General features: G+C 59.2%; 12 protein-coding genes. 7 read left to right on the forward strand and 5 right to left on the reverse strand.

The window, feature by feature from the left end; translation table 11 throughout:
* Positions 1-97: 97 nt before the first annotated feature.
* The 4 genes from E4K65_RS28655 to E4K65_RS28670 all read left to right on the forward strand — a co-directional run bounded on the left by E4K65_RS28655 (position 98) and on the right by E4K65_RS28670 (position 4,309).
* The gene (locus E4K65_RS28655) at positions 98-982 is read left to right on the forward strand and encodes a hypothetical protein (RefSeq protein ID WP_167771238.1); all 885 of its coding nucleotides are present in this window, start codon (positions 98-100) and stop codon (positions 980-982) included.
* A complete protein-coding gene (locus tag E4K65_RS28660; RefSeq protein ID WP_135176983.1) occupies positions 973-2,481 on the forward strand; it encodes an MOP flippase family protein in 1,509 nt (502 codons plus the stop codon). The genes E4K65_RS28655 and E4K65_RS28660 overlap by 10 nt, the downstream gene beginning before the upstream one ends.
* A 367-nt stretch (positions 2,482-2,848) precedes the next feature.
* Entirely contained in the window at positions 2,849-3,586 is a 738-nt protein-coding gene (locus E4K65_RS28665; RefSeq protein WP_167771239.1) for a hypothetical protein, read from the forward strand.
* 84 nt (positions 3,587-3,670) lie between these two features.
* Positions 3,671-4,309: a hypothetical protein gene (locus tag E4K65_RS28670; protein WP_135176984.1), complete on the forward strand. Its 639-nt coding sequence runs from the start codon at positions 3,671-3,673 to the stop codon at positions 4,307-4,309.
* Positions 4,310-4,509: 200 nt separating this feature from the next.
* Here the strand turns inward: E4K65_RS28670 and E4K65_RS28675 are convergent, their stop codons facing one another.
* The 4 genes from E4K65_RS28675 to E4K65_RS28690 all read right to left on the reverse strand — a co-directional run bounded on the left by E4K65_RS28675 (position 4,510) and on the right by E4K65_RS28690 (position 10,974).
* Complete coding sequence (locus E4K65_RS28675) at positions 4,510-5,643, reverse strand: hypothetical protein (RefSeq protein ID WP_167771240.1); 1,134 nt, start codon at positions 5,641-5,643, stop codon at positions 4,510-4,512.
* A gap of 235 nt (positions 5,644-5,878) precedes the next feature.
* Positions 5,879-7,801, reverse strand: a complete 1,923-nt coding sequence (locus tag E4K65_RS28680) for a heparinase II/III family protein (RefSeq protein ID WP_135176985.1) — start codon at positions 7,799-7,801, stop codon at positions 5,879-5,881.
* 226 nt (positions 7,802-8,027) lie between these two features.
* Positions 8,028-9,902, reverse strand: a complete 1,875-nt coding sequence (asnB, locus tag E4K65_RS28685) for an asparagine synthase (glutamine-hydrolyzing) (protein WP_135176986.1) — start codon at positions 9,900-9,902, stop codon at positions 8,028-8,030.
* Positions 9,903-10,074: 172 nt separating this feature from the next.
* Positions 10,075-10,974, reverse strand: a complete 900-nt coding sequence (locus tag E4K65_RS28690) for a WecB/TagA/CpsF family glycosyltransferase (RefSeq protein ID WP_235885761.1) — start codon at positions 10,972-10,974, stop codon at positions 10,075-10,077.
* A gap of 1,287 nt (positions 10,975-12,261) precedes the next feature.
* On the opposite strand from E4K65_RS28690, the gene E4K65_RS28700 reads away from it, so the two are divergent.
* From E4K65_RS28700 to E4K65_RS28710, 3 genes are all read left to right on the forward strand, one after another.
* Positions 12,262-14,505, forward strand: coding sequence for a heparin lyase I family protein (locus E4K65_RS28700; protein ID WP_135176987.1), 2,244 nt, complete (start codon positions 12,262-12,264; stop codon positions 14,503-14,505).
* Between the two features lie 109 nt (positions 14,506-14,614).
* On the forward strand, positions 14,615-17,263 hold the full coding sequence (locus E4K65_RS28705) for a type I secretion system permease/ATPase (protein WP_135176988.1): 2,649 nt from the start codon (positions 14,615-14,617) through the stop codon (positions 17,261-17,263).
* Positions 17,250-18,674: an HlyD family type I secretion periplasmic adaptor subunit gene (locus tag E4K65_RS28710; protein ID WP_135176989.1), complete on the forward strand. Its 1,425-nt coding sequence runs from the start codon at positions 17,250-17,252 to the stop codon at positions 18,672-18,674. Before E4K65_RS28705 ends, E4K65_RS28710 begins: the two co-directional genes overlap by 14 nt.
* A 178-nt stretch (positions 18,675-18,852) precedes the next feature.
* Here the strand turns inward: E4K65_RS28710 and E4K65_RS28715 are convergent, their stop codons facing one another.
* Positions 18,853-19,752 carry a LuxR C-terminal-related transcriptional regulator gene (locus E4K65_RS28715; RefSeq protein WP_060908458.1) on the reverse strand — a complete coding sequence of 300 codons (900 nt, stop codon included), beginning with the start codon at positions 19,750-19,752 and terminating at the stop codon, positions 18,853-18,855.
* Positions 19,753-19,837 lie beyond the last annotated feature (85 nt).

The following is a 19,837-nucleotide window of genomic DNA, read 5'->3' on the forward strand; positions in this document are numbered from 1 at the left end:
CGCATCTTACCCGGAGACAACGGGATACATCGTCTGCAGTTTCATTGATCAAGGACTCAAGCGCTGTGACGATAGTCTTCTCGATCGTGCCCGTCTGATGCTGGATTGGCTGGTGAAGATACAGTTTCCTGAAGGCGGATTTCAAAGTGGACTGATCGATACCGCGCGTCCGGTGCCGGTAACCTTCAATACAGGGCAGATACTACTGGGCCTGGCGCGGGGGACGGAGGTGTTCGGCGATCGTTATCGAGATGCCATGGCCCGAGCAGCAGATTGGCTGGTCGAAACACAGGATGCGGACGGCTGTTGGCGACGCGCTCCTACTCCGTTGGCTGCTCCCGGCGAAAAAGCTTATGAAACTCACGTGTCGTGGGGGCTTTTCGAAGCCGCCCGGATTTCCGGCAGACGGTCCTGGGGGGAGGCGGGATTGCGGCAGGTTCGCTGGGCGGTGGGCAAGCTGCAGCCCAACGGTTGGATGGCAGACTGCTGCCTGTCGGATCCTGAGGCACCGCTGACGCATACGCTGGGCTACGCACTTAAGGGGATCGTGGAAGCATATCGCTTCTCAAACGACCGCTTTTTTCTCGAAGCCGCCGTTCGCCTCGCGGATGGACTGGCCACTTGTATCGGACAAGACGGATATCTGGCCGGACGTTTGCGCCGCGATTGGTCTCCAGCGGTCGACTGGGCGTGTGTGACAGGCTCATCGCAGATCGCCTGGTCACTTATGTTTCTTGGCAAGAACGCGGAACGGGCCGGGTATCAGGTGCTTGCGCGCAAGCTGAACCAATTTGTCCGGCGAACGATACCGGTAACGGGAGATATCAACATGGTCGGGGGCATAAGAGGATCCTGCCCGTTCGATGGGGAATATGTCCCGTTGGGGTTTCCGAACTGGGCGGCCAAGTTCACCCTCGATGCGAACCAGTTCGAGATCGACAGCGATCCTGAAAACGGACTTGGCAGTCGCCCATGCAATTGAGTACCACCAATCTGAAGGATAGACTCAGGGACAGTGACTTCGAGGTCTCCTCGATTTCCGCTGTTTCCCCGATACGGTGGACTTTCCTGTCGGCGATCATATCGGCATTGGCCGTGGCCGTTCAGCTTGCGGTTGTCAGTCGGTTCTTGTCGGCATCGCAATTGGGGATCGCCGCGCTGGCAATGATGATCCTGGGATTCGCAACGGTTATCTCCGACTTTGGGATAAACAAGGTCTTGATCAAGGAGCAACATCTAACCCCCGGGCTCAGGACCTTTCTCTATGCTCTCGAACTGATCTTGGGTTTCGCGGTCTGGCTCTTGGTTTGGACAAGTGCGCCTTCGCTGGCCGATTACTACGCGGCACCGGAGCTTGCATCGCTCCTCAGCTGGGGATCCGTTTCTCTATTGATTGTCCCCATTGGACACCAATTTTATTGCCTTCTTTCGAGAGATCTTCGCTTCAAGCAACTGGTTGTTTTTGAAATCGTGGGCTCCATAGTCGGGCTTGTAATAGCTGTTCTTGCAGCCATTCTAGACCAGGGCGCCTATGCGATCGTTTGGGGCTGGGCCGGCAACAGTTGGGTAAAATATTCGCTTCTCGCGCTTGTCGGATGGCGACAATATCCGCTGACGCAAGTGTGGGAGGTCGAAGGTCTCTCGCCGCATCTGAAATTCAGCTTTTACGCGACAGTAGAAAGCATTCTGACCTATATCTCGACCAACATCGACTATCTCCTCATTGGATATTACCTGGGCGCCCGCCAGCTGGGCTACTATGCCTTGGCTTATCAAGTAGCAACTTTTGCGCCTCAGAAGATTGGTCCCATTCTTACGCGAGTCGCATTTCCGATGTTCGCAAGGCAGCAGACGGACGATGCCGTTCTGCGGGCCCGCTATCTGAGTTTTTTGCAACTCTCAATCGTCCTGACGCTGCCTTTGCTTGTCGGCGCCCTGATAACTGCGCCCCTGCTGGTGCAAGTCGTGTTTGGAGTTGGGTGGGAACAGTCAATTCCAATACTTCAGCTACTGACGATCGTTGGCATCGGAAAGATGGTGATAGTTCCAGTCGTCCCACTTCTGTTGGCGAAGGGGCGAGCTGATCTGGCCTTCGCGTCGGGATTGTTAGTTGCCCTGGGCACCCTGGTGGGCTTCTTGCTGGTCGTCGAGATGGGACTGCAGGCCGTTGCGGTGGCTTTTGCCATCGTGGCATGCTGCCATGCAGCCTGCATGCTCGGCCTGGTGAGATGGATGATCCACCTCAAATGGCCGACCTATCTATTGTCGATAAGGACGGCTGTTGTGGCAACAGCTTGGATGAGCCTTGCAGCCTATCTTGTTGTGGCGCAGACCATCATTCCCGTGACACAAACGGGCCGCCTCCTGGCGGCGATTGTCGTCGGTGGAATTGCATATGGGGTCCATATCATGGTCGCGGATCGGCCTATGGCTCTGAAAATTCGGAATTTGCTGACAGGCCGTTCCGATGGAGTAGTTTGATCTCGCTTGTCGTTCTTGAGGCGTCTTCTCCTCGAAGTGAAATGGTTTGCGTATGGACGGTGAGTTCAAGAGTCATCATCACCCCGTTGGCCCCGACTGCGTCGGCGACCAGCCGACCCTGTGCCCATCAGAGCGCTCTTCCAGCCTTGCGACAAATTCTTTAATCGACATGTCACTGAGCAGCCGAAGACGTTGCTCGATCCCAATCGTATTTCTGCGCTTGGGCGTCCTTCTTCTCTTGCTTGGATCGGCGTCGTCCAGTTACGGCGCCAAGCTCCTCTTCAAGTCGAGCTTCGAAGGGCCTCTATTGGGCAGGCCATATGATTGTGGAACATCATGTTGGCAGGATATCGAAGGTTCTGATCCAGTGACCGGCTATCGCTGGGCGCCAGAAATCTGGCGGGGCGGCGGAAAGCTTCAACTTCTCGCAGACACGCCAGTCACGCCAAGTACGGTGAGCACTTATGTTTTCAACGAAATCCAGAAAGTCGTGGGACCGCGAGGGCAGCAAACCTCCGTTCTCTACAGCGAGATACGGCAGCGCGGCGGCGGTGCCACGCAAACCCCCTACCTTCTGACGCCTTCCACGGCTGCGCTGCAGGAAGACCTTTACGTGAGCTATTGGATCAAACTACAGCCTGACTGCTTGGAGAGGCTTGGGGCAAACAACTGGCGGGCGCTCTTCGAATGGAAGACGACTGCTCAACGCAGGCTCATTACATATATTTATACCGACCGCTTGAATAAGCCTTATTGGTTTTTGAAAACGGACGACCTGTCGGGTGGTGTGACGAAAAGCTTCTGGGAAATCGCGAATCATATCGCCCCCGTGCCGATCGGGAAATGGTTCAAGTTCGAGTTTTTTTGGCATCGGAGTGCGCTAGGCGAGGGGCGAGCATGGCAGGCGATCGATGGACGGGTGGTATTTGATCGCTTCGGGCCATTGCTTGGCGGAAACGACCCGATCGACCGGATCATGCTGACGCAAGTTTATGCCGGTGGAGCTGTGCCTAAATATCAGTGGGTGGACGAGATTGAAATATGGGATGGATTTCCCTGCGGAGATGGCGTGCCGTGTGAGCCTGGGTTGACCATTCCGAAATGACTGGTGCAGATGTAGTGTAGCGATGAAAATCTCTGCGGATTAACCCAGAACGTGCGACGAGACTGTGCTGGAGGTTGTTGTGACATGACCGATATCGCGTCTTCTCTGTCAGCCGCTAAGTTCATTGCACGGAAGTACATCCGTGGTTACTCGATAAGCTCGACGTTCGACACGGAAGAAGGACTGTCTGCGTTCAGCAAGGCCGTCCAATCTTCGAAATGCTATCTGGAATATGGCAGCGGCAGCTCAACCGTTCTCGCCGCCAAGTTTGCGCAAAGAATAGTAAGCGTCGAGAGCGATGCCGTCTTTTGCCGTGCCGTGAGAAAGATGCTTCCGGAGCGCGCCGGCATAAGCCTCATCCACGTCGATATCGGGCTGACCCGCCAGTGGGGATATCCGGTTTTCTCGCGGCCGACAGAACGCAGAATCCGCCGCTGGCAAAAATACCCCCAAGCCCCGTGGCAGTCGTATGATTTCTCTCCCGATCTGCTTCTCATCGATGGCCGTTTCAGGGTGGCTTGTGCGCTCGAATCGCTTCTTCATATCGGGGAAGAAACCAAGATTCTAATCGATGACTATCCCGGGCGGCCATACGAGATAATCGAGGAGTTCGCTGATCGTACCGCCCTCTACGGGACCATGGCCGAATTTAGAAAGAAGAAATCGTTTGACAGCGCAAGGTGCAGGGCACAACTGGGCCTTTACTATGCGGATTACCGCTGATCGATCCAGTCAGCCCTTGCCGGCATTGTGCTTACCAGCCGGCTCGCCCCATCACAGCATCAGGCTCGTTCGCTGCATTGGCGCGGGGGCGCTTGCCTGAGTAGAACTGCCAAGATGGAGGTTCAAGCCTGCGATGGACCTGCGGTCGGCGGATCGAGCCGCAATGTCCGAAGCAAGATGTGAGCTTCGGCGAGCCACGCTCATCCATGTACCGGCAAACCACGCTGCCTCATCGCCGCATCATCCAGGATCCCGCGTGGCATTCGTTGTGTTTGCCCGGCCATGAAAAGCAGAAACAAGAGATTGGATTGATGGAAGACCACGCCGTTTGTGAAAAGCAGCACCAGGAACAGTGCAGCGCAGGCCGTCCTGTATTCAGGGTCCAGACGCGACAGGATCACGTACCAGGCATAGAGGGTCGCTGTCGTGCCGGCGAATCCGTAGCAGACCATCAAGCTCAGGAGATCGTTATGAGCAGCCAGCGGGAAAGCGCCATACAGCCAGATCGCTCCATGCCCAAACAGCAGCTCCATCGGCGATGAGTTTTCCAGCACTTGACCATAGTAGCGCCAGATTTCGTCGCGCCCGCTGGTCAAATTGGAGGCGTCCAGCTCGAAGAAATCTCGATCGCGATAAAGAATTCGTTGCAGGAAGGCGTCGGTCAATTCGGGGTTCGACAGAAGATAGGCTGTCGCGACGGCGGAAACGACCAGCATCGCGAGAAAGGTCCTCAAATTGAACGAGCTGAATTTCTTGATGGAGAATGCGAGGAGGAAACCCAGGAGCGCGGATCGAATATTGAGAACGGTTAGCAAAATCAGAGCAACTATGGGAAAGCCGATCCATTGATTGATCATCAACAGCGAGAACTTCGCTACCGTTTGGGCGACGACATGGAACGGTTGCTCATTGAGGACGGTCAACAGATCTGCCTGCAGCCCACCCATACGCGAGAAGAAAATGAGCAGCAGGCCGCAGACAACAGGTGTACCTAATATCAAAGTGCGCTTTCGCAAGCGGACAAAGGTTAGCGGCTCACAGCACGACAGGATCAGCAGGAAAATAATCGGGAGAAAGACGGTTATCGAAAAATAGAACTGCGGGGTGGCGTCGGCAGGTATCCAGAGCAGGTTAACAATCAGCAGCGAAAGGACGATGGCACAAATGACCATGTCTCCGCGGGACGTCCCGGACGTTGCAATCTTCAGGGCTGTCAGTCCTAACGCCAAAAAGACGTAAAGGGCCACCACCGCCGTCCCCTTGTCCCCGGGACTGAGAATGTCGATAGCGCACCTAAACATGAGGAACGAGAACAGCGCGTTGACAAGCATCACACGGGGTGCTCCGCTGAGTTCGCATTTTTCAAGTTCAGATTATCTTTAACGAGTTTTCGGTGCAATTGCCATCGGAGGTCTCTGCCGTGGGCATCTCGACCAGGCGATTTCCGGGAGCCGAGGGCGCCCTCATTGCTGTCAAAAGGCCGGACACACCGTGAGGTGCGTCGGCGCCCTGCTGACCTGCCTGGTGCCACAGGGATGCGCCCGCTCTTTGACCAACCCGGGATGTGCTTCAGCACGACGCCACCACGCTATCGAGGACGTCAATTGTGATAGTCGAAGGCTTGTCGAGACGGCCCTCGAAAAGGATTTGATCGGTAGGCATGCGGACGCCGAAAGACGGCGACAGCCACCCACGGCCCGTTGCTTGGTCGCCGCGAACCACTCTCGGCTTCAATGGGCCGGCGCTTGCGACTCGAATGATTTGACGATTGTCATGGGCGATCATCACCCCGCGCGGATCCGGCTCGATTGTTGAACGGCAGGCCGGGTCCAGGAGAAACGATACGGTAACGCTTCTATCTTCGGCGCCCTCGAGAAGTTCGTCGATGATCGTGAACCGCGATGAGCCATCAAATTCTACTGTCCGCTGGTGCTTCACGCCATATTGCGCAAGGTATCCGTCGTGTTCTGCCACGATCCGCGCAACCGGCGTGTCTTCGGACGATATGAGGCGCGTATTCGCCTTGCTCCCCCAGTTGAATGGTCCAGATGGGCGACTTGATCCAACACTATCGAGCCGCAGCGTGTTGTGGACCGCGGTATCCCTGAACAGGTCCCGCAGGTCCCTGCTTGAGTGATAAAGATACGTTCCTGCATCTACGATAACGGGCTGGTCGCCAACGGAGAGCCAAATGGAAAGCGCGTCCGCATGACCATGCGCAGCAATCGACAGATAGCCGATCGGTCCGTGATCGAACGTGAGTACGACGGGATCTTTCTGCTTGCTTCGGATGACCGAGTAGCCCCCGATCGGAAATGAGCGTACTCCAACGAGTTGTCTTGGCGATGCCTTCGCGGACCCTAGAATGGCATCACGGATGCTCGGATCCTTGGCCGGCGGAGCAAGATGCTGGCGGCCGACGCAATCCGAGACAGCGGCTACAATGGACGAAACATATCTCGGTTCAGGCGCCTGTGTTGTCGCAATAACCCGGCAGTCATCAAAATCGCCGATCGCGGGCACTTTGGCGCCAGCGTCCATCAACCAAAGGGAATGCTCAGCCCATGCCGAAAGCCGATCCACGGTTATTGCCGGCAAGCTGCGTTCGCGTCCGAGTGCAGTAGCCGCAACGAGGAGCAGCTCAATCGAAAATGCAGAGTAGCCGGCTGCTTGTTCGGCACCCACACCATCCGGATAAAGTTGCCGATCAATCTCGGCAAGCAACGCGCGCCAGCTATTCTCGCGCAAAGCGACTGCACCTGGAAATCCTGGCGCCATGATAGAACCCACAATCAGTCCCGCAAGCTCGGCGATGCGATGATTGTTGGCGGACGAATTGAGCGATGGAAAGCGTCGTATCCAATCGACATGCGCAAAGAAGAAGCGAAGCGCGGCCCGACGTTCTACACTGTCGAGGCTATCAATCCCGGCGATGGAGAGCGCCATTGCGACTGAAATGACACGGAGTGCGAGTTCGATGCCGGAGGTCCAGGTGGGCCCACGAAAGGGTGGATTGCCCGCCATCCATGATCCGATCATGCCGGTCAAAAGCATGGACGCGTTGCTGTTCTCCAGCACTGCCCCCGCGGCGAGAGGTACCAAAAATTGCAGTCGGTTGAGCTCCCAGACGCGCTTCATCTCTCGCGTGTTTATTCCATGCCGAAACGAGATATCGAAGGTATAGGCGTCCCATTGCGGAAAGGGTTCGCCGTCCTCGGGATCGATACGCCAGAAGCTCGGAGTCGGGGGGATCGCCGAAGGCGTCGGCCAGCGAGCACCGAGAAGGTCAAAGTTCCCGGCACGGACCCTGTCGGCCTCGCTGGCTATGAGAGCCAACAAGTCCGAAGGCAACGCGTGAATCCGGGCACCAACGCCAGGTATCGCCGCTAGTGGACCAAATGGTTCGATCCTATCCCAGCCGCCGTTGTGCCGGCGCCCGATTTGCTTGGCGGCGGTTTCGACTACCCGGTGGACGATCTCCGACGTGTTCATTGCCGCCAGACGGTCTCGGTACCAGGCAACTCGTCCCAAAGCGGATCTCAAAAGAATCGTCTCACCTGCATGTCGTCGCTAGATTCCACCATAACGAGAGGCCGCGATCGTGCTGGCCTAACGGGGATCGGCCCGAAACGGCGGGCCTGTGAGGTTGGCCCCCGTCGTAGTGGCGGTCGTCCCACGTTTCGTCGTTGCTGCCTTCGAAGCGCCAGGTAGACCATTCTCATGATGCCACCTTGAACGCACGCAAGAAGATCTCGAGATTCACGAACGACCAAAGAAGTCTTTCGTGGTTCTGCCGAGCGTCAAGGTGCTCCGTTACAAGTTGACGGAGCCTATCGCCGCTTACCATTTGTGCCACGCAGGACGTTTCGCTCACCAGCATGTCCCGCAAGAACTCACGATAGGGACCCCTGAACCATTCCTCGATCGGTACCCGGAAGCCGATCTTCTTCCGCCGTATGATTTCCGAGGGCAGAATCTTGTCCATCGCCGCCCGCAAAACTCTCTTGCCTCCCTTGCCCCCGGTCAGAAAGTCGTCCGGGAATCTAGCCACGACGCCCGCCAGCACCGTATCCATAAACGGCATCCGGCCCTCGATTGATCCTGCCATCATCATTCGATCGCCGCGTTCCAAAAGGTTATCCGGAAGCCAAGACGTCTGATCGAAGAACAACATACGTCGCAGGCTGGATCCAATCTGCGACGAATACGGAAACAGGTCGGGCGGGGTTGCTGAAAGCAGTCGCCCCAGCATTGCTTCACTTTCGCCGACCGAAAGACCGCCGAACCATACTCTCATACGGTTTGCGAGATCGCGCTCGCCTGCGGCCAGCGCAACAATTTTTGCACGCCTCATGCCATACGGCAGCGAGCGGACTAGCGGACGGATCAGCCGCTCGTGCAACAGGTGCGGGATGAGCCATTGATAGAGGCCGATCCATCGCTCGGCCCGATACTTCGGATATCCACCCATCAGCTCATCGGCGCCTTCTCCCGTAAGTACCATCTTCACGCTACGAGAAGCCATTTCCGAAAGCATGAAAATCGGGATGTCAGACGCCTCGCTCACCGGAGCACCGCGACGAAGGATGGCGGTCGACCAATGGTCCATGAACGCGCCAGGCTCGACAATCAGATCATTGTGAATGGTACCGAACTGACCTGCAATGACCCGCGCGTGATCGAGCTCCGAATATCCGGCCTCCCGAAAGCCTACCGAGAACGTCCGCACCGGCTCCGTACTGTGTTTGACCATGGTTGCCACGACCGCCGACGAGTCGATGCCACCCGAAAGGTAAGCGCCGTACGGCGCGTCGCTGCGCATGCGAATTCGGACGGCCTCGTCGAACGCACCTTCGAATAATCGAATTGCATCGTTGAACTCCTTGACGTCCGGCACCGTCGTCGCGAACGGCGGCGTATAATAGCGTGTCGACTTCAACATGCCATTTTGCCATACCGCACAATGACCAGGCTGTAGTTTCTTCACCGACTGAAAAAACGTCGACGGCCCCGGAACATAGCGATTAAGAAGATAGTGGCCGAGCGCATCGGAATCTAAGGCGCGGCTGAAGCCCGGGAACTGAACGAGCGGCTCAATCTCTGAGCCGAAGAGAACAGCCCCTTGCGCCTCGGCGAGAAACAGTGGCTTCTTGCCAAAGGCATCGCGGGCAAGCACCAACCGCTGCTCAGCGTCGTCCCACAGCGCAAAGGCGAACATGCCGCGCAATCTGCGCACCGAGTCGAGTTGCCAGGCCCGATATGCCTCGATCAGCACCTCGGTATCCGAGTCCGTACGAAAGTGATGGCCAAGAGAAACGAGCTGCTTCCGCAGCTCAAGGTAATTATAGATCTCGCCATTGAAAACCAAGCTAAAGCGGCCATCCTCGGTCGCCATCGGTTGGGCGCCGCCACCGATGTCGATGATGGAAAGCCGGCGGTGGCCAAAGCCGATTTGATATCGCTCCGCCGTTTCGTAAAGCCGGTAGCCTGAGCCGTCCGGCCCCCGATGTAACATCAAATCGGTAAGCTTGATGAGAGTGTCGCGATCCTGATGCTTCGCGGGCCCGAGAACCCATCCGAAGATCCCACACATTGCAAGATGCCTTATCTGGACGATAGTTTGATGCTACTCGTCAGGTCATATGCTTGTTTCTGGCTACCGCTCCGATTTGAGCTATCAATCAAACTGAAGGTCAGAAGGCTGAAACACGGTTACTCGACGAGAGATCGCTCGCATTAGCGCGGGCCGGCGGCGTCGACTCCAATTAAGGCATAGCAGTGTGCCGTTCGCGGCTTGGTGAGTACGTTAGCGGGGCTTGATGAACACCTTGGACTGAATGGCCTACATCCGCTCGAGGCGGCAGCCCAATGTTTTCTCGCGGTGCTATGCCCAACCTCTGGCGTACAATGGCTTGGGCCAGAATGCCGGCGAACAATGTATTGGTCTTGGCATATCGCCACCACATGCGTCCTGGCTCCTGATAGACGCGGTAAAGCCATTCGAGCCCGAGGTGCTGCATGCGAACTGGCGCCCGCCGTACCGCGCCGGCAAGAATATCGAACGAACCACCGACACCCATGATGAAAGGTATACCGAGCGTATCGCGATACGACGCGAGAAAGCGCTCCTTGCGCGGCGAAGGCATGCCGATAAAAAGGCAGTCGGCGCGACTAGACCGAATTTCGCGGACCACTTGGGCCTCCTGCTCGCGTGTGAAGTAGCCGTCCCTGAGGCCAGCGAACGCGATCGAGGGATGCTTGTCGAGGACTCGCCGCGCGGCCTGTTGCAACACACCAGGCGTCGCTCCGAGAAGATACGGTTTGAAGCCGTCCCTTTCACATAGTGCAAGAATCTCGTTGAGCAGATCGATGCCGGTCACGCGCGACTGGACCGGCAGCCCGATTGCACGAGCTCCCCACACTATGCCCATGCCATCAATGCTGATCACATCACTGCTAGCGACGTCGGCAGCGAGCACCGGATCAAAGCGCATGCTGACTAACTTGGCGACGTTGAGCGCAACATGTTGCAAACGCTGCTGGCTATGCATTGCTGTGCGCGCGAGCTCGACCGTATCGGCCATCGTCAGGACATCAATGGGGCACCCCAGAAATGACGCACGCATCGCCACCCTCCGCTCACCGCCGTGCAGGCGGCGCAGCAAGTCTGATCACCTCTATTCTCATCAAAGCGATGATAGCCCAGGGCCTGCTGAGCAAGTGAAAGCAGAAGGGTTGGTACCTGGGGCTGAGTGGCTACCCAATTGTGAGTAAGTCCGTGTTGAACAGATTCGGGGTCGTCGCCGGCCGCCTGATCCCGCGGCGTGAGAAGCGGAGCTCGAATACAGCCGCGATCGCTGCGGAGGCTCGCAAGCCTCCACGCAGCTGGCTGGTGCGGCGCGAAGGTCGGTTGCCGCTAGTTGGTCGCCGCGGCGTTGAGGCGGCGGGGCAGTACGAATCTCGAGAAAGGCGGCTAATGTTAAGTAGAGCAGGTCGGGCGAACGTCCGGGCCAACCGCTGGAATGCTTAGCAATCGTGTGTTGTCAGGCTGTCACTATAACAGGCCACGGTCTGTCCTGCCCGCGGAGTCCAACTGAGCAGTAACGTCTTCGCCTTACGGATCCCATCATCGATACAGTCGATGGACGCGGAAATCTTGGCGCAAGCCCAAGCGACTGGTAACCAGGGATGGAAGAGCGGGTATTGGTGAGTGACTGGACCGCGACCATAGCTGGAAGCGTCGAAATTGAGCAAACCCGCGATCAGGCTCAATGGCTCAAAATCGCTGATGCGTAGACTTCCCAAGCTGACTCGGCCCTGCGGAAACCGTGCGCAGCTCCAGCAGACCGATATTCTCACGCTCCCATTTGTCGATGAAGCCGTTGCTCACGAACCAACGGGCTCCTGTCACTTGTGGGGCACGCCGAGGCGCTTGCCATGCGCATAACCGATTGCTCGAAGATCAAGCGTTAAGGCGCCGCCTGGGCGATACCGCGCCGACGTTGCTGCAGCGAAGTTATGAAAGTAGCGAGGAGAGGCGTGATCGGGAAAACTATAATGGGATTTGCGAAACAGCCCATGCGCAAGCAAGGAGCTTGGCGACGATCGCAATTTCGAGGTCCGCCCCGGCGTTAGACCATTGGGATGGCACGGAAGATCCGACACTCCGACACTCGCGAGGATGACGACCGCCCCGTTCGAGTTCTCCCACCACTCGTCATCATCAAGAAGGGAACAAGGAGGCTCTATACATGGGTATAAATCACATTTTGAGGCTTTTTTCGCCATACTTCCTAATTAACCAGCGACCCCAGCAGTTGGGGGGGCACTATCAAATCCCGCTGCTTTGGAATCGGCTCGCAGTGTCACGCACTCCGAGCATGCGGTACGTCGTGCGCCTCGTGATGCGCGGCGATGGAATTCCCTGTCTTCAACGGTAAAAGGATAATGGAATGGCCGGCACAATCACGTCGTTTACGTCTCAGCCGCAAAGCAATCTGTATATCGACGGCAACCCCTACAACGTCCAGACGGCGGGCGAGAGCTACAGCCTGACCGAGCCCGACAGCCAGACCCTGCGCTTCGAAATTCACGCAGGTGATCCGGCCTGGTTCGATGGCTCGACTATCGATCGCTCCGAGGTTCAGATGAACAATCTGATTGCGGTCGGCATGCCCACCAACATTTCCTATCAGTTCATGGTGGAGCCCGGCGCCACGAACACCGCGCCGTGGCTTGTGACTGCGGAACTGCACAGCAATGACGGTGACCTTGGTGTGTCCACCTCGCCTCCCTTCGCGATCGAAATGCAGGGCGAACATATGGCAGTCGTGGCCCGATACGGGAACCCCGCGACGGGCAGCGTCACCACCAGGACGCTGTGGACCGACCCCAATCCCATTGTGCGCGGCCAGTATTACAATATTCAGATACAGACCAGCGTAGCCAACAACAGCAGCGGGTTTCTGGACGTCTACATCAACGGGAATCAGGTTGTGAACTACAACGGCCCGTTGGGCTATGGTTCTCGCACGTATTGGGAAGAAGGGCTCTATCGGCATACCTCACCCGAAGTTATGGCCGCCGATTTCCGAAACTTGACGATAACCACAGGATCTCTCCCAGCCCCAACTACGCCGACGACACCGACGACGCCGTCGGTCCAGCCGGCGGTAACCCAGGCCACGGCCTCTCCGGGAACGGGCATCGAGCATGCCGGCGATGTCATCACCCTGTCGCTTGCCTTCAACGAGGCCGTGACGGTAACAGGCACGCCCACGCTGTCGCTCAATGACGGCGGCAAGGCCACCTATGTCAGCGGCTCGGGCACGGGTACGCTCACCTTCAAAACGACTGTGGCGTCGACCGACACCAGCACCTCGGCGCTCGCCATCACCGGCGTGAACCTGCCGAGCGGTACGGCCATCAAGGACGCGAGCGGTACTGCGGCGAACCTGTCGGGTGCGGTGAAGACGTTCACCGGTCTCCAGATCGACCCGATCTTGCCGGCGGTAACCCAGGCCACGGCCACTCCGGGAACGGGTACCGAGCACGTCGGAGACACGATCACGCTGTCGCTCGCCTTCAACGAGGCCGTGACGGTAACAGGCACGCCCACGCTGTCGCTCAATGACGGCAGCAAGGCCACCTACTTTGGCGGCTCGGGCACGGGTACGCTCACCTTCAAAACGACTGTGGCGTCGACCGACACCAGCACCTCGGCGCTCGCCATCACCGGCGTGAATCTGCCGAGCGGTACGGCCATCAAGGACGCGAGCGGAATTGCGGCGAACCTGTCGGCTGCGGTGAAGACTTTCTCCGGCCTGGCGGTTTCGACGGCACCGGTGACGCCGACCCAGCCGACCACGCCGACGACGCCGACCACGCCGACGACACCACCGACGCCGTCAGCGACCAAGCCGGTCCTCACCGTCGCGGATCACTCGCTCTGGGTGGCCGGAAGAGGCGGCAAGGTTGATCTCGGGACCAAGGTGACGACGACCGACTCCAACGATCAGGTGACGGTAAACATCACGGGGTTGCCGAGGTACGAGACCATCACCGACAAGCTCGACGGTCAGACGTTCCGTGGAGATAACATCACGTTGACGGCTGCGCAGGTCGACAGCGGACTGGAACTGCACTCGTACTATCGTGGCGGCGCCCATCCGACCGCAACGCTCACGCTGACTGCAAGTGCGAAGGATCCGACCACCGGTGCGGTTGCGACGGCCTCGCCGCAGACCATCACCGTGGTGGATCCCCGACCTGCGACGACCACGACCACGACGACGTCGTCGCACCACCACCACCACACCGCGACGAATCAGCAGCCTGTTACCACCACGACGGCCGTGGCCCCGACGACCTCGCAGACGACCGAGTCCACGGATCATCAGCACACGGCCGCTGCAAGCACGGGGTCCATGGCAAGCCAGGGCTTTGCGCTGCTCCGGCAGCACTTTGACCCGGCCGCCAGCACCCTGGCAACCACCGCTGCCCATCCGATCATGGCGGCGGATCATCCGGCTGCGACCGGCACCACGATGGCGTCGTTCGCAAGCCAGAGCTTTGCGCTGCTGAACCAGTACTTGGCCGCTCACACCGGCCACGTGGATCCCGGTCAGTTCGTGGCGGCTCTGTCGCAGGCGACCGGTTGGGGGCACGACTCGTTGCTGGCCCGACCGCAACACTAAGGCCGAGCCGCACCCAGGCTCAGCGCCTGGGTGCGGCCCCGTCAATATTTGGGAATGCATGAGAAGGAACATCATACGCGGCCGGTAGCCGCGAAGGGTTGAGTACTAAATGGCGATCCAGAATGGAAATGCCCATGCCGCAGATCTCGGGCTTCGGTCCCTTGCTCTGTTCCTGCGCCTTCATGGCGTGAACGCCGAGCCCGACCAGCTCCGCGACCGTTGCGGAGAGAGCGCAATCGGCATCCGTGCGATGCTTCGCTGCGCCCGCGATTTCGGACTGAAGGTCGGTTCGCGCACGACACATTGGAAACAGCTTGCAGGCATCGGCCTGCCCGGAATCGCAGCGCTGCGCGATGGCGGCTTCCTGCTGCTCGGGAAGGTCGAGGACGACGCCGCGCTTGTGCTGCATCCGACCTCGGCACATCCGAAGCTGATGCCGCGTGCGGAATTTGAAGAAATCTGGGACGGCCGCTTGCTCCTGGCCGGATCTCATGGCCTCGCCGGTCGCGCGCAGCATGCGTTTGCCGGTCTGATTGCGCGCGGGCGTGATCTGGTTGCGCTCGCCGGCGATGCACTGGCCTCTGCACGGTCCGCCGAACGTCGCGATATGCCCGTCCAGGAGCCGGGTCCTGGGCCTGCGGATGGCGATGAGTCGGGACTCATTGCGATGGCGATATTGCTGCGTTGCCATGGCATTGCGGCCGACCCGGAGCAAATTCGCCATCGCATGGGCACCTCGCGGATCGGTGTGACCGAAATCCTGCGCTGTACCAAGGAGTTCGGCGTCAAGGCGCGGGCACAGCGGTCAAGCTGGAACAGGCTTTCCGTCACACCGTTGCCGGCGATCGCCGCGCTGCGCGACGGCAGCTTCCTGGTCCTGGGCAAGGTCATCGACGACAAGATTCTCGTTCAGCGCCCATTGTCTTCCCGACCCGAATCCATGACGCAGGCCGAACTCGAGGCCGTCTGGGATGGCGACATCATCCTGATGACCCGGCGTGCGGCCCTGACGGATCTGTCCAGGCGATTCGATATCGGCTGGTTTCTCGGTGCGGTCCACAAGTATCGCCGTCTTCTCGGCGAAGTGCTGATCGCGTCGTTCTTCCTTCAGGTCTTTGCCCTCGTCGCCCCGCTGTTCTTCCAGGTCGTCATCGACAAGGTACTCGTGCATCGAAGCATCAGCACGCTCGACGTCCTGGTCGCGGGTCTCGTCGCGTTGACCTTGTTCGAGACCGTTCTCGGCACGTTGCGCGTCCATCTGTTCGCGCACACGACGAACCGCATCGACGTCGAGCTCGGCGCCCGGCTGTTTCGTCACCTGATGGCGTTGCCGATCGCATATTTCCAGACACGCCGCGTCGGCGATTCGGTCGCACGCGTTCGCGAGCTTGAGAACATCCGCCAGTTCCTGACGAGCTCGGCGCTCACCCTTGTCATCGATCTTCTGTTCACTGTCGTCTTCCTTGCGGTCATGTTCTACTATTCGGCCGCGTTGACGTGGATCGTTCTGGCGTCGTTCCCGTTCTACATCGGAATTTCCGCCGGCGCCGCGCCGCTGTTTCGCCGCCGCCTCGATGAGAAGTTCAATCGCGGCTCGGAGAACCAGTCCTTCCTGGTCGAAAGCGTCACGGGCGTCGAGACGCTGAAGGCGATGGCAGTCGAGCCGCAGATGCAACGCCGCTGGGAGGAGCAACTCGCCGGCTACGTGGGGGCGAGCTTCCGCGTACTCAGCCTGAACAACACGGCGAGCCAAGCGGTCCAGATGATCAACAAGCTGGTCACGGCCGCAACGCTCTACTTCGGCGCCAAGTTCGTGATCGGCGGCGACCTGACCGTCGGAGAGCTCGTCGCGTTCAACATGCTGGCGGGGCGGGTAAGCATGCCGGTGCTTCGGCTCGCGCAGATGTGGCAGGATTTCCATCAGGCCCGGCTGTCGGTCGATCGTCTCGGCGACATTCTCAACACCATCCCGGAGCCAAGCTTCAGTTCGGCCCGCGCCGCGCTGCCGGCGATCCGCGGCAAGGTCGTATTCGAGCACGCGACCTTCCGCTACCGCGTCGACGGCCCCGAGGTGCTGCACGATGTGTCCTTCGGCATCGAGCCCGGCCAGGTCATCGGTATCGTTGGCTCTTCGGGCTCGGGCAAGAGCACCATCGGCAAGCTGATCCAGCGTCTCTACGTGCCGGAGAGCGGACGCGTGCTGGTCGACGGCGTCGATCTCGCGACGGTCGACCTGACCTGGCTTCGGCGCCAAATCGGCGTGGTCTTGCAGGAGAACGTGCTCTTCAATCGCTCGATCCGCGAGAACATTGCACTCGCCGATCCGTCCATGCCCATGGAGCGCGTCATCGAGGCGGCATCACTCGCCGGCGCACACGACTTCATCCTGGAGCTGCCCGAGGGCTACGACACCATCGTGGGCGAGCGCGGCAGCAGTCTATCCGGCGGGCAGCGCCAGCGTGTCGCGATCGCTCGCGCACTCATTACCAACCCCCGCATCCTTATCCTCGACGAGGCTACCAGTGCGCTCGACTACGAAAGCGAGCGCGCCATCCAGCAGAACATGAAAAGGATCTCCGCCGGCCGGACTGTCATCGTCATCGCTCATAGGCTCTCTACCGTGCGCAATGCGAACCGGATCATCACTCTCGAGCATGGCCGCATCGTCGAGGACGGCAGCCACGACGAACTCATTCGCTCGAACGGGCGCTACGCAAATCTCCACTATCTGCAGGCCGGTATCCATGACGTCCGCTAACCGGAATATCGTTCCGTTTCCGAGAGCCGAGGTCCGACGGCGCGAGCACGAGATCGCGTTTCTGCCGGCGGCACTCGAGATCACCGAATCGCCGCCGTCGCCGATCGGTCGCGCGATCGGGGCGAGCATCATCGCGGTCTTTTGCGTCGCGCTGTTGTGGGCATCGTTGGGCAGCGTCGACATCGTCGCTACTGCGACGGGCAAGATCGTGCCCGGCGGACGCACCAAGCTGATCCAGCCGTTCGAGACAGGCGTTGTTCGCGCCATTCACGTACGTGACGGACAGAGCGTCAAGGCCGGCGATGTGCTGATCGAGCTCGACCCGACGATGACGGACGCCGATCAGGAGCGCCAGAGAAGCGATCTTGTTGCGGCCGAACTCGACGTCGCGCGGCTGCGAGCAGCGCTCACCAGCGATCCGCTTGCCGCCTTCCGATCACCGCAGGGCGCAAGCGCCGCGGAGATCGAGATGCATCGCCAGTTTCTGATCAGCCAGCGCGCCGAGCAGGGCGCCAAGCTTGCGGAGATCGAGCGCCAGCAGGGTCAGAAGGAAGCGGAGCGGGCGACCACATCGGCGAGCGTGGCGAAGCTCCAGGCGACGATACCGGTGCTCCAGGAGCGGGTCGATATTCGCAAGACTCTGGTCGACAAGGCCTTGGCCTCGCGGGTTGTCTATCTCTCCGAGTATCAGGAGCTGGTCGGCCTTCAGCAGGATCTGGTCCTCCAGCAGAGCCGGCTCGGCGAAGCCGACGCCGCCATCGCCCTGCTGAAAGAAACGAAGGAAAGGACTGCCGCGGAGTATCGGCGTGCCACCTATGACGCACTCGCGAAAGCCGAGCAGAAGGCGGCGAGCGCCGCGCAGGAAGTGGTCAAGGCGGATCGGCGCACGAAGCTTCAGCAGTTGACCGCGCCGGTGGACGGCGTCGTTCAGCAACTCGCCGTTCACACGGTGGGCGGCGTGGTGACGCCGGCGCAGTCACTCGCCATCGTGGTTCCAAGCGAGAGTCAGCTCGAGATCGAGGCCATGCTCTCCAACCGCGACATCGGCTTCGTCCATCCCGGACAGAAGGCGGAGATCAAGATCGATACGTTCAACTTCACGCGTTATGGGCTCCTGCATGGGGACGTGCTCAGCGTGTCGACCGACGCCATCACGCGGGACAGGCAGGGCGGACCGAACGACCGCGCGTCGGGCACGGCGCAAGGCAGCAGCGAGCCGAAAGGGCAGGAGCTGGAGTATGCGACGCGGATTTCACTCGACCGCACGCACATGCAGGTGGAGGACAAGCTCGTCAAGCTCGGTCCCGGCATGGCGGTGACGGTCGAGGTCAAGACCGGCGCGCGCACGATCATCAGCTATCTTCTCTCGCCGTTGGCGAGGTACAAGCAGGAATCGCTGCGAGAGCGGTAAAGAGCCCGCTCCCGCAGTCCGCGTCGTCAACCCGAGGCCGACGAGAGTGTCCGCACGACCTCGAGTGCTATGCATGCAAGAGCAGCAGGGAATCTGCTGTCGGGCGCCTGGCCGTCGCGGAGTCGACGAAAGTGTCGCAGCTTCACTCCGCGATGGGGCCGTTCACGAGTCCCTGCATCTACTTGTAGAGCCGTACCGCGGCGTGAGCTCCTGAGTCGACGCCCTTGCGGAGCAGACTGTCGATACGGGGTACCACGACGTGGCTGGAGTGAGGAACCAATGGCGCCGGCTCGTTGAGCTGCGCCATTTCGGAGATCACCTCGATGGGCTTGGCGATCCCTCTGCCCGCATCGACGGCTGAGGGGGCGCGATCGTTTGCCGGCCGTACCAGCGACCCGTGGTTCATTCCCCAGATCGCGGCCTGTGTCCGGTTCTGGACCCTGATCTTGCGCAGGATCGCCTTGACGTGAACCTTCACGGTCGCCTCGGCGATATTGATCTTCCTGGCAACGCACTTGTTGGAATCGCCTTCGATAAGGCAGGATAGAATTGCCTTTTCTCGGGGAGAGAGCTGCGGCAGGATCGCTTCGTCCGCAGCAGCGAGGATGGTTTGTCTGCATTCGCCGGGCTCCGCCGTTTCAGGCTCGCGATCGCGACCGGCATCAAGGGCGAATGACAGGAATGCAGGCGGGAAGACGGTCTCGCCCATCGTCACGAGTTCGACGGATTTGATGAACGCGTCGCACGAATTGACGTTCACGAAGTATCCGTTGGCCCCTGCTCGAAATGCTGAGGCAAGATCGACTGGTCGATAATTGTCGGACACGATGGCGATGCGCGCGTCCGGGTACCTATCTTTCACGAATCCGATTTGTTCTATCGCGACATTGAAGCCATCGCCGGTATGGACGATGAGGAACATCAATTTCTCTGCTTGAAGTGAGTTCGGCAATTCCTCGGGGCTCGATACTGAGGCCGGGATGTGAAAATTTGCCGCGTGCAGGATTTTAGCAATACCTTCTCTAATCAAAACGTTCTTTCCAATAAGAACGGTCTCGCAAGACTGCCGCCTCCTCATTTTACCCTCCAGCCTACTACGCAATGACACAACAGCGATGGGCGGTTGAACTGATATGACTTGTGGTTTTTAGGTATATTGAGCT

Source organism: Bradyrhizobium niftali, assembly GCF_004571025.1.
Lineage (GTDB): Bacteria > Pseudomonadota > Alphaproteobacteria > Rhizobiales > Xanthobacteraceae > Bradyrhizobium > Bradyrhizobium niftali.

What these genes read in the sequence shown, in the direction of transcription:
- E4K65_RS28705 (WP_135176988.1), top strand. Translation starts at nt 14,615, where the DNA reads ATGGCGATCCAGAATGGAAATGCCCATGCCGCAGATCTCGGGCTTCGG.
- E4K65_RS28700 (WP_135176987.1), top strand. Translation starts at nt 12,262, where the DNA reads ATGGCCGGCACAATCACGTCGTTTACGTCTCAGCCGCAAAGCAATCTG.
- E4K65_RS28710 (WP_135176989.1), top strand. Translation starts at nt 17,250, where the DNA reads ATGACGTCCGCTAACCGGAATATCGTTCCGTTTCCGAGAGCCGAGGTC.
- asnB (WP_135176986.1), bottom strand. Translation starts at nt 9,902, where the DNA reads ATGTGTGGGATCTTCGGATGGGTTCTCGGGCCCGCGAAGCATCAGGAT.
- E4K65_RS28670 (WP_135176984.1), top strand. Translation starts at nt 3,671, where the DNA reads ATGACCGATATCGCGTCTTCTCTGTCAGCCGCTAAGTTCATTGCACGG.
- E4K65_RS28660 (WP_135176983.1), top strand. Translation starts at nt 973, where the DNA reads ATGCAATTGAGTACCACCAATCTGAAGGATAGACTCAGGGACAGTGAC.
- E4K65_RS28655 (WP_167771238.1), top strand. Translation starts at nt 98, where the DNA reads ATGCTGGATTGGCTGGTGAAGATACAGTTTCCTGAAGGCGGATTTCAA.
- E4K65_RS28715 (WP_060908458.1), bottom strand. Translation starts at nt 19,752, where the DNA reads ATGAGGAGGCGGCAGTCTTGCGAGACCGTTCTTATTGGAAAGAACGTT.
- E4K65_RS28680 (WP_135176985.1), bottom strand. Translation starts at nt 7,801, where the DNA reads ATGAACACGTCGGAGATCGTCCACCGGGTAGTCGAAACCGCCGCCAAG.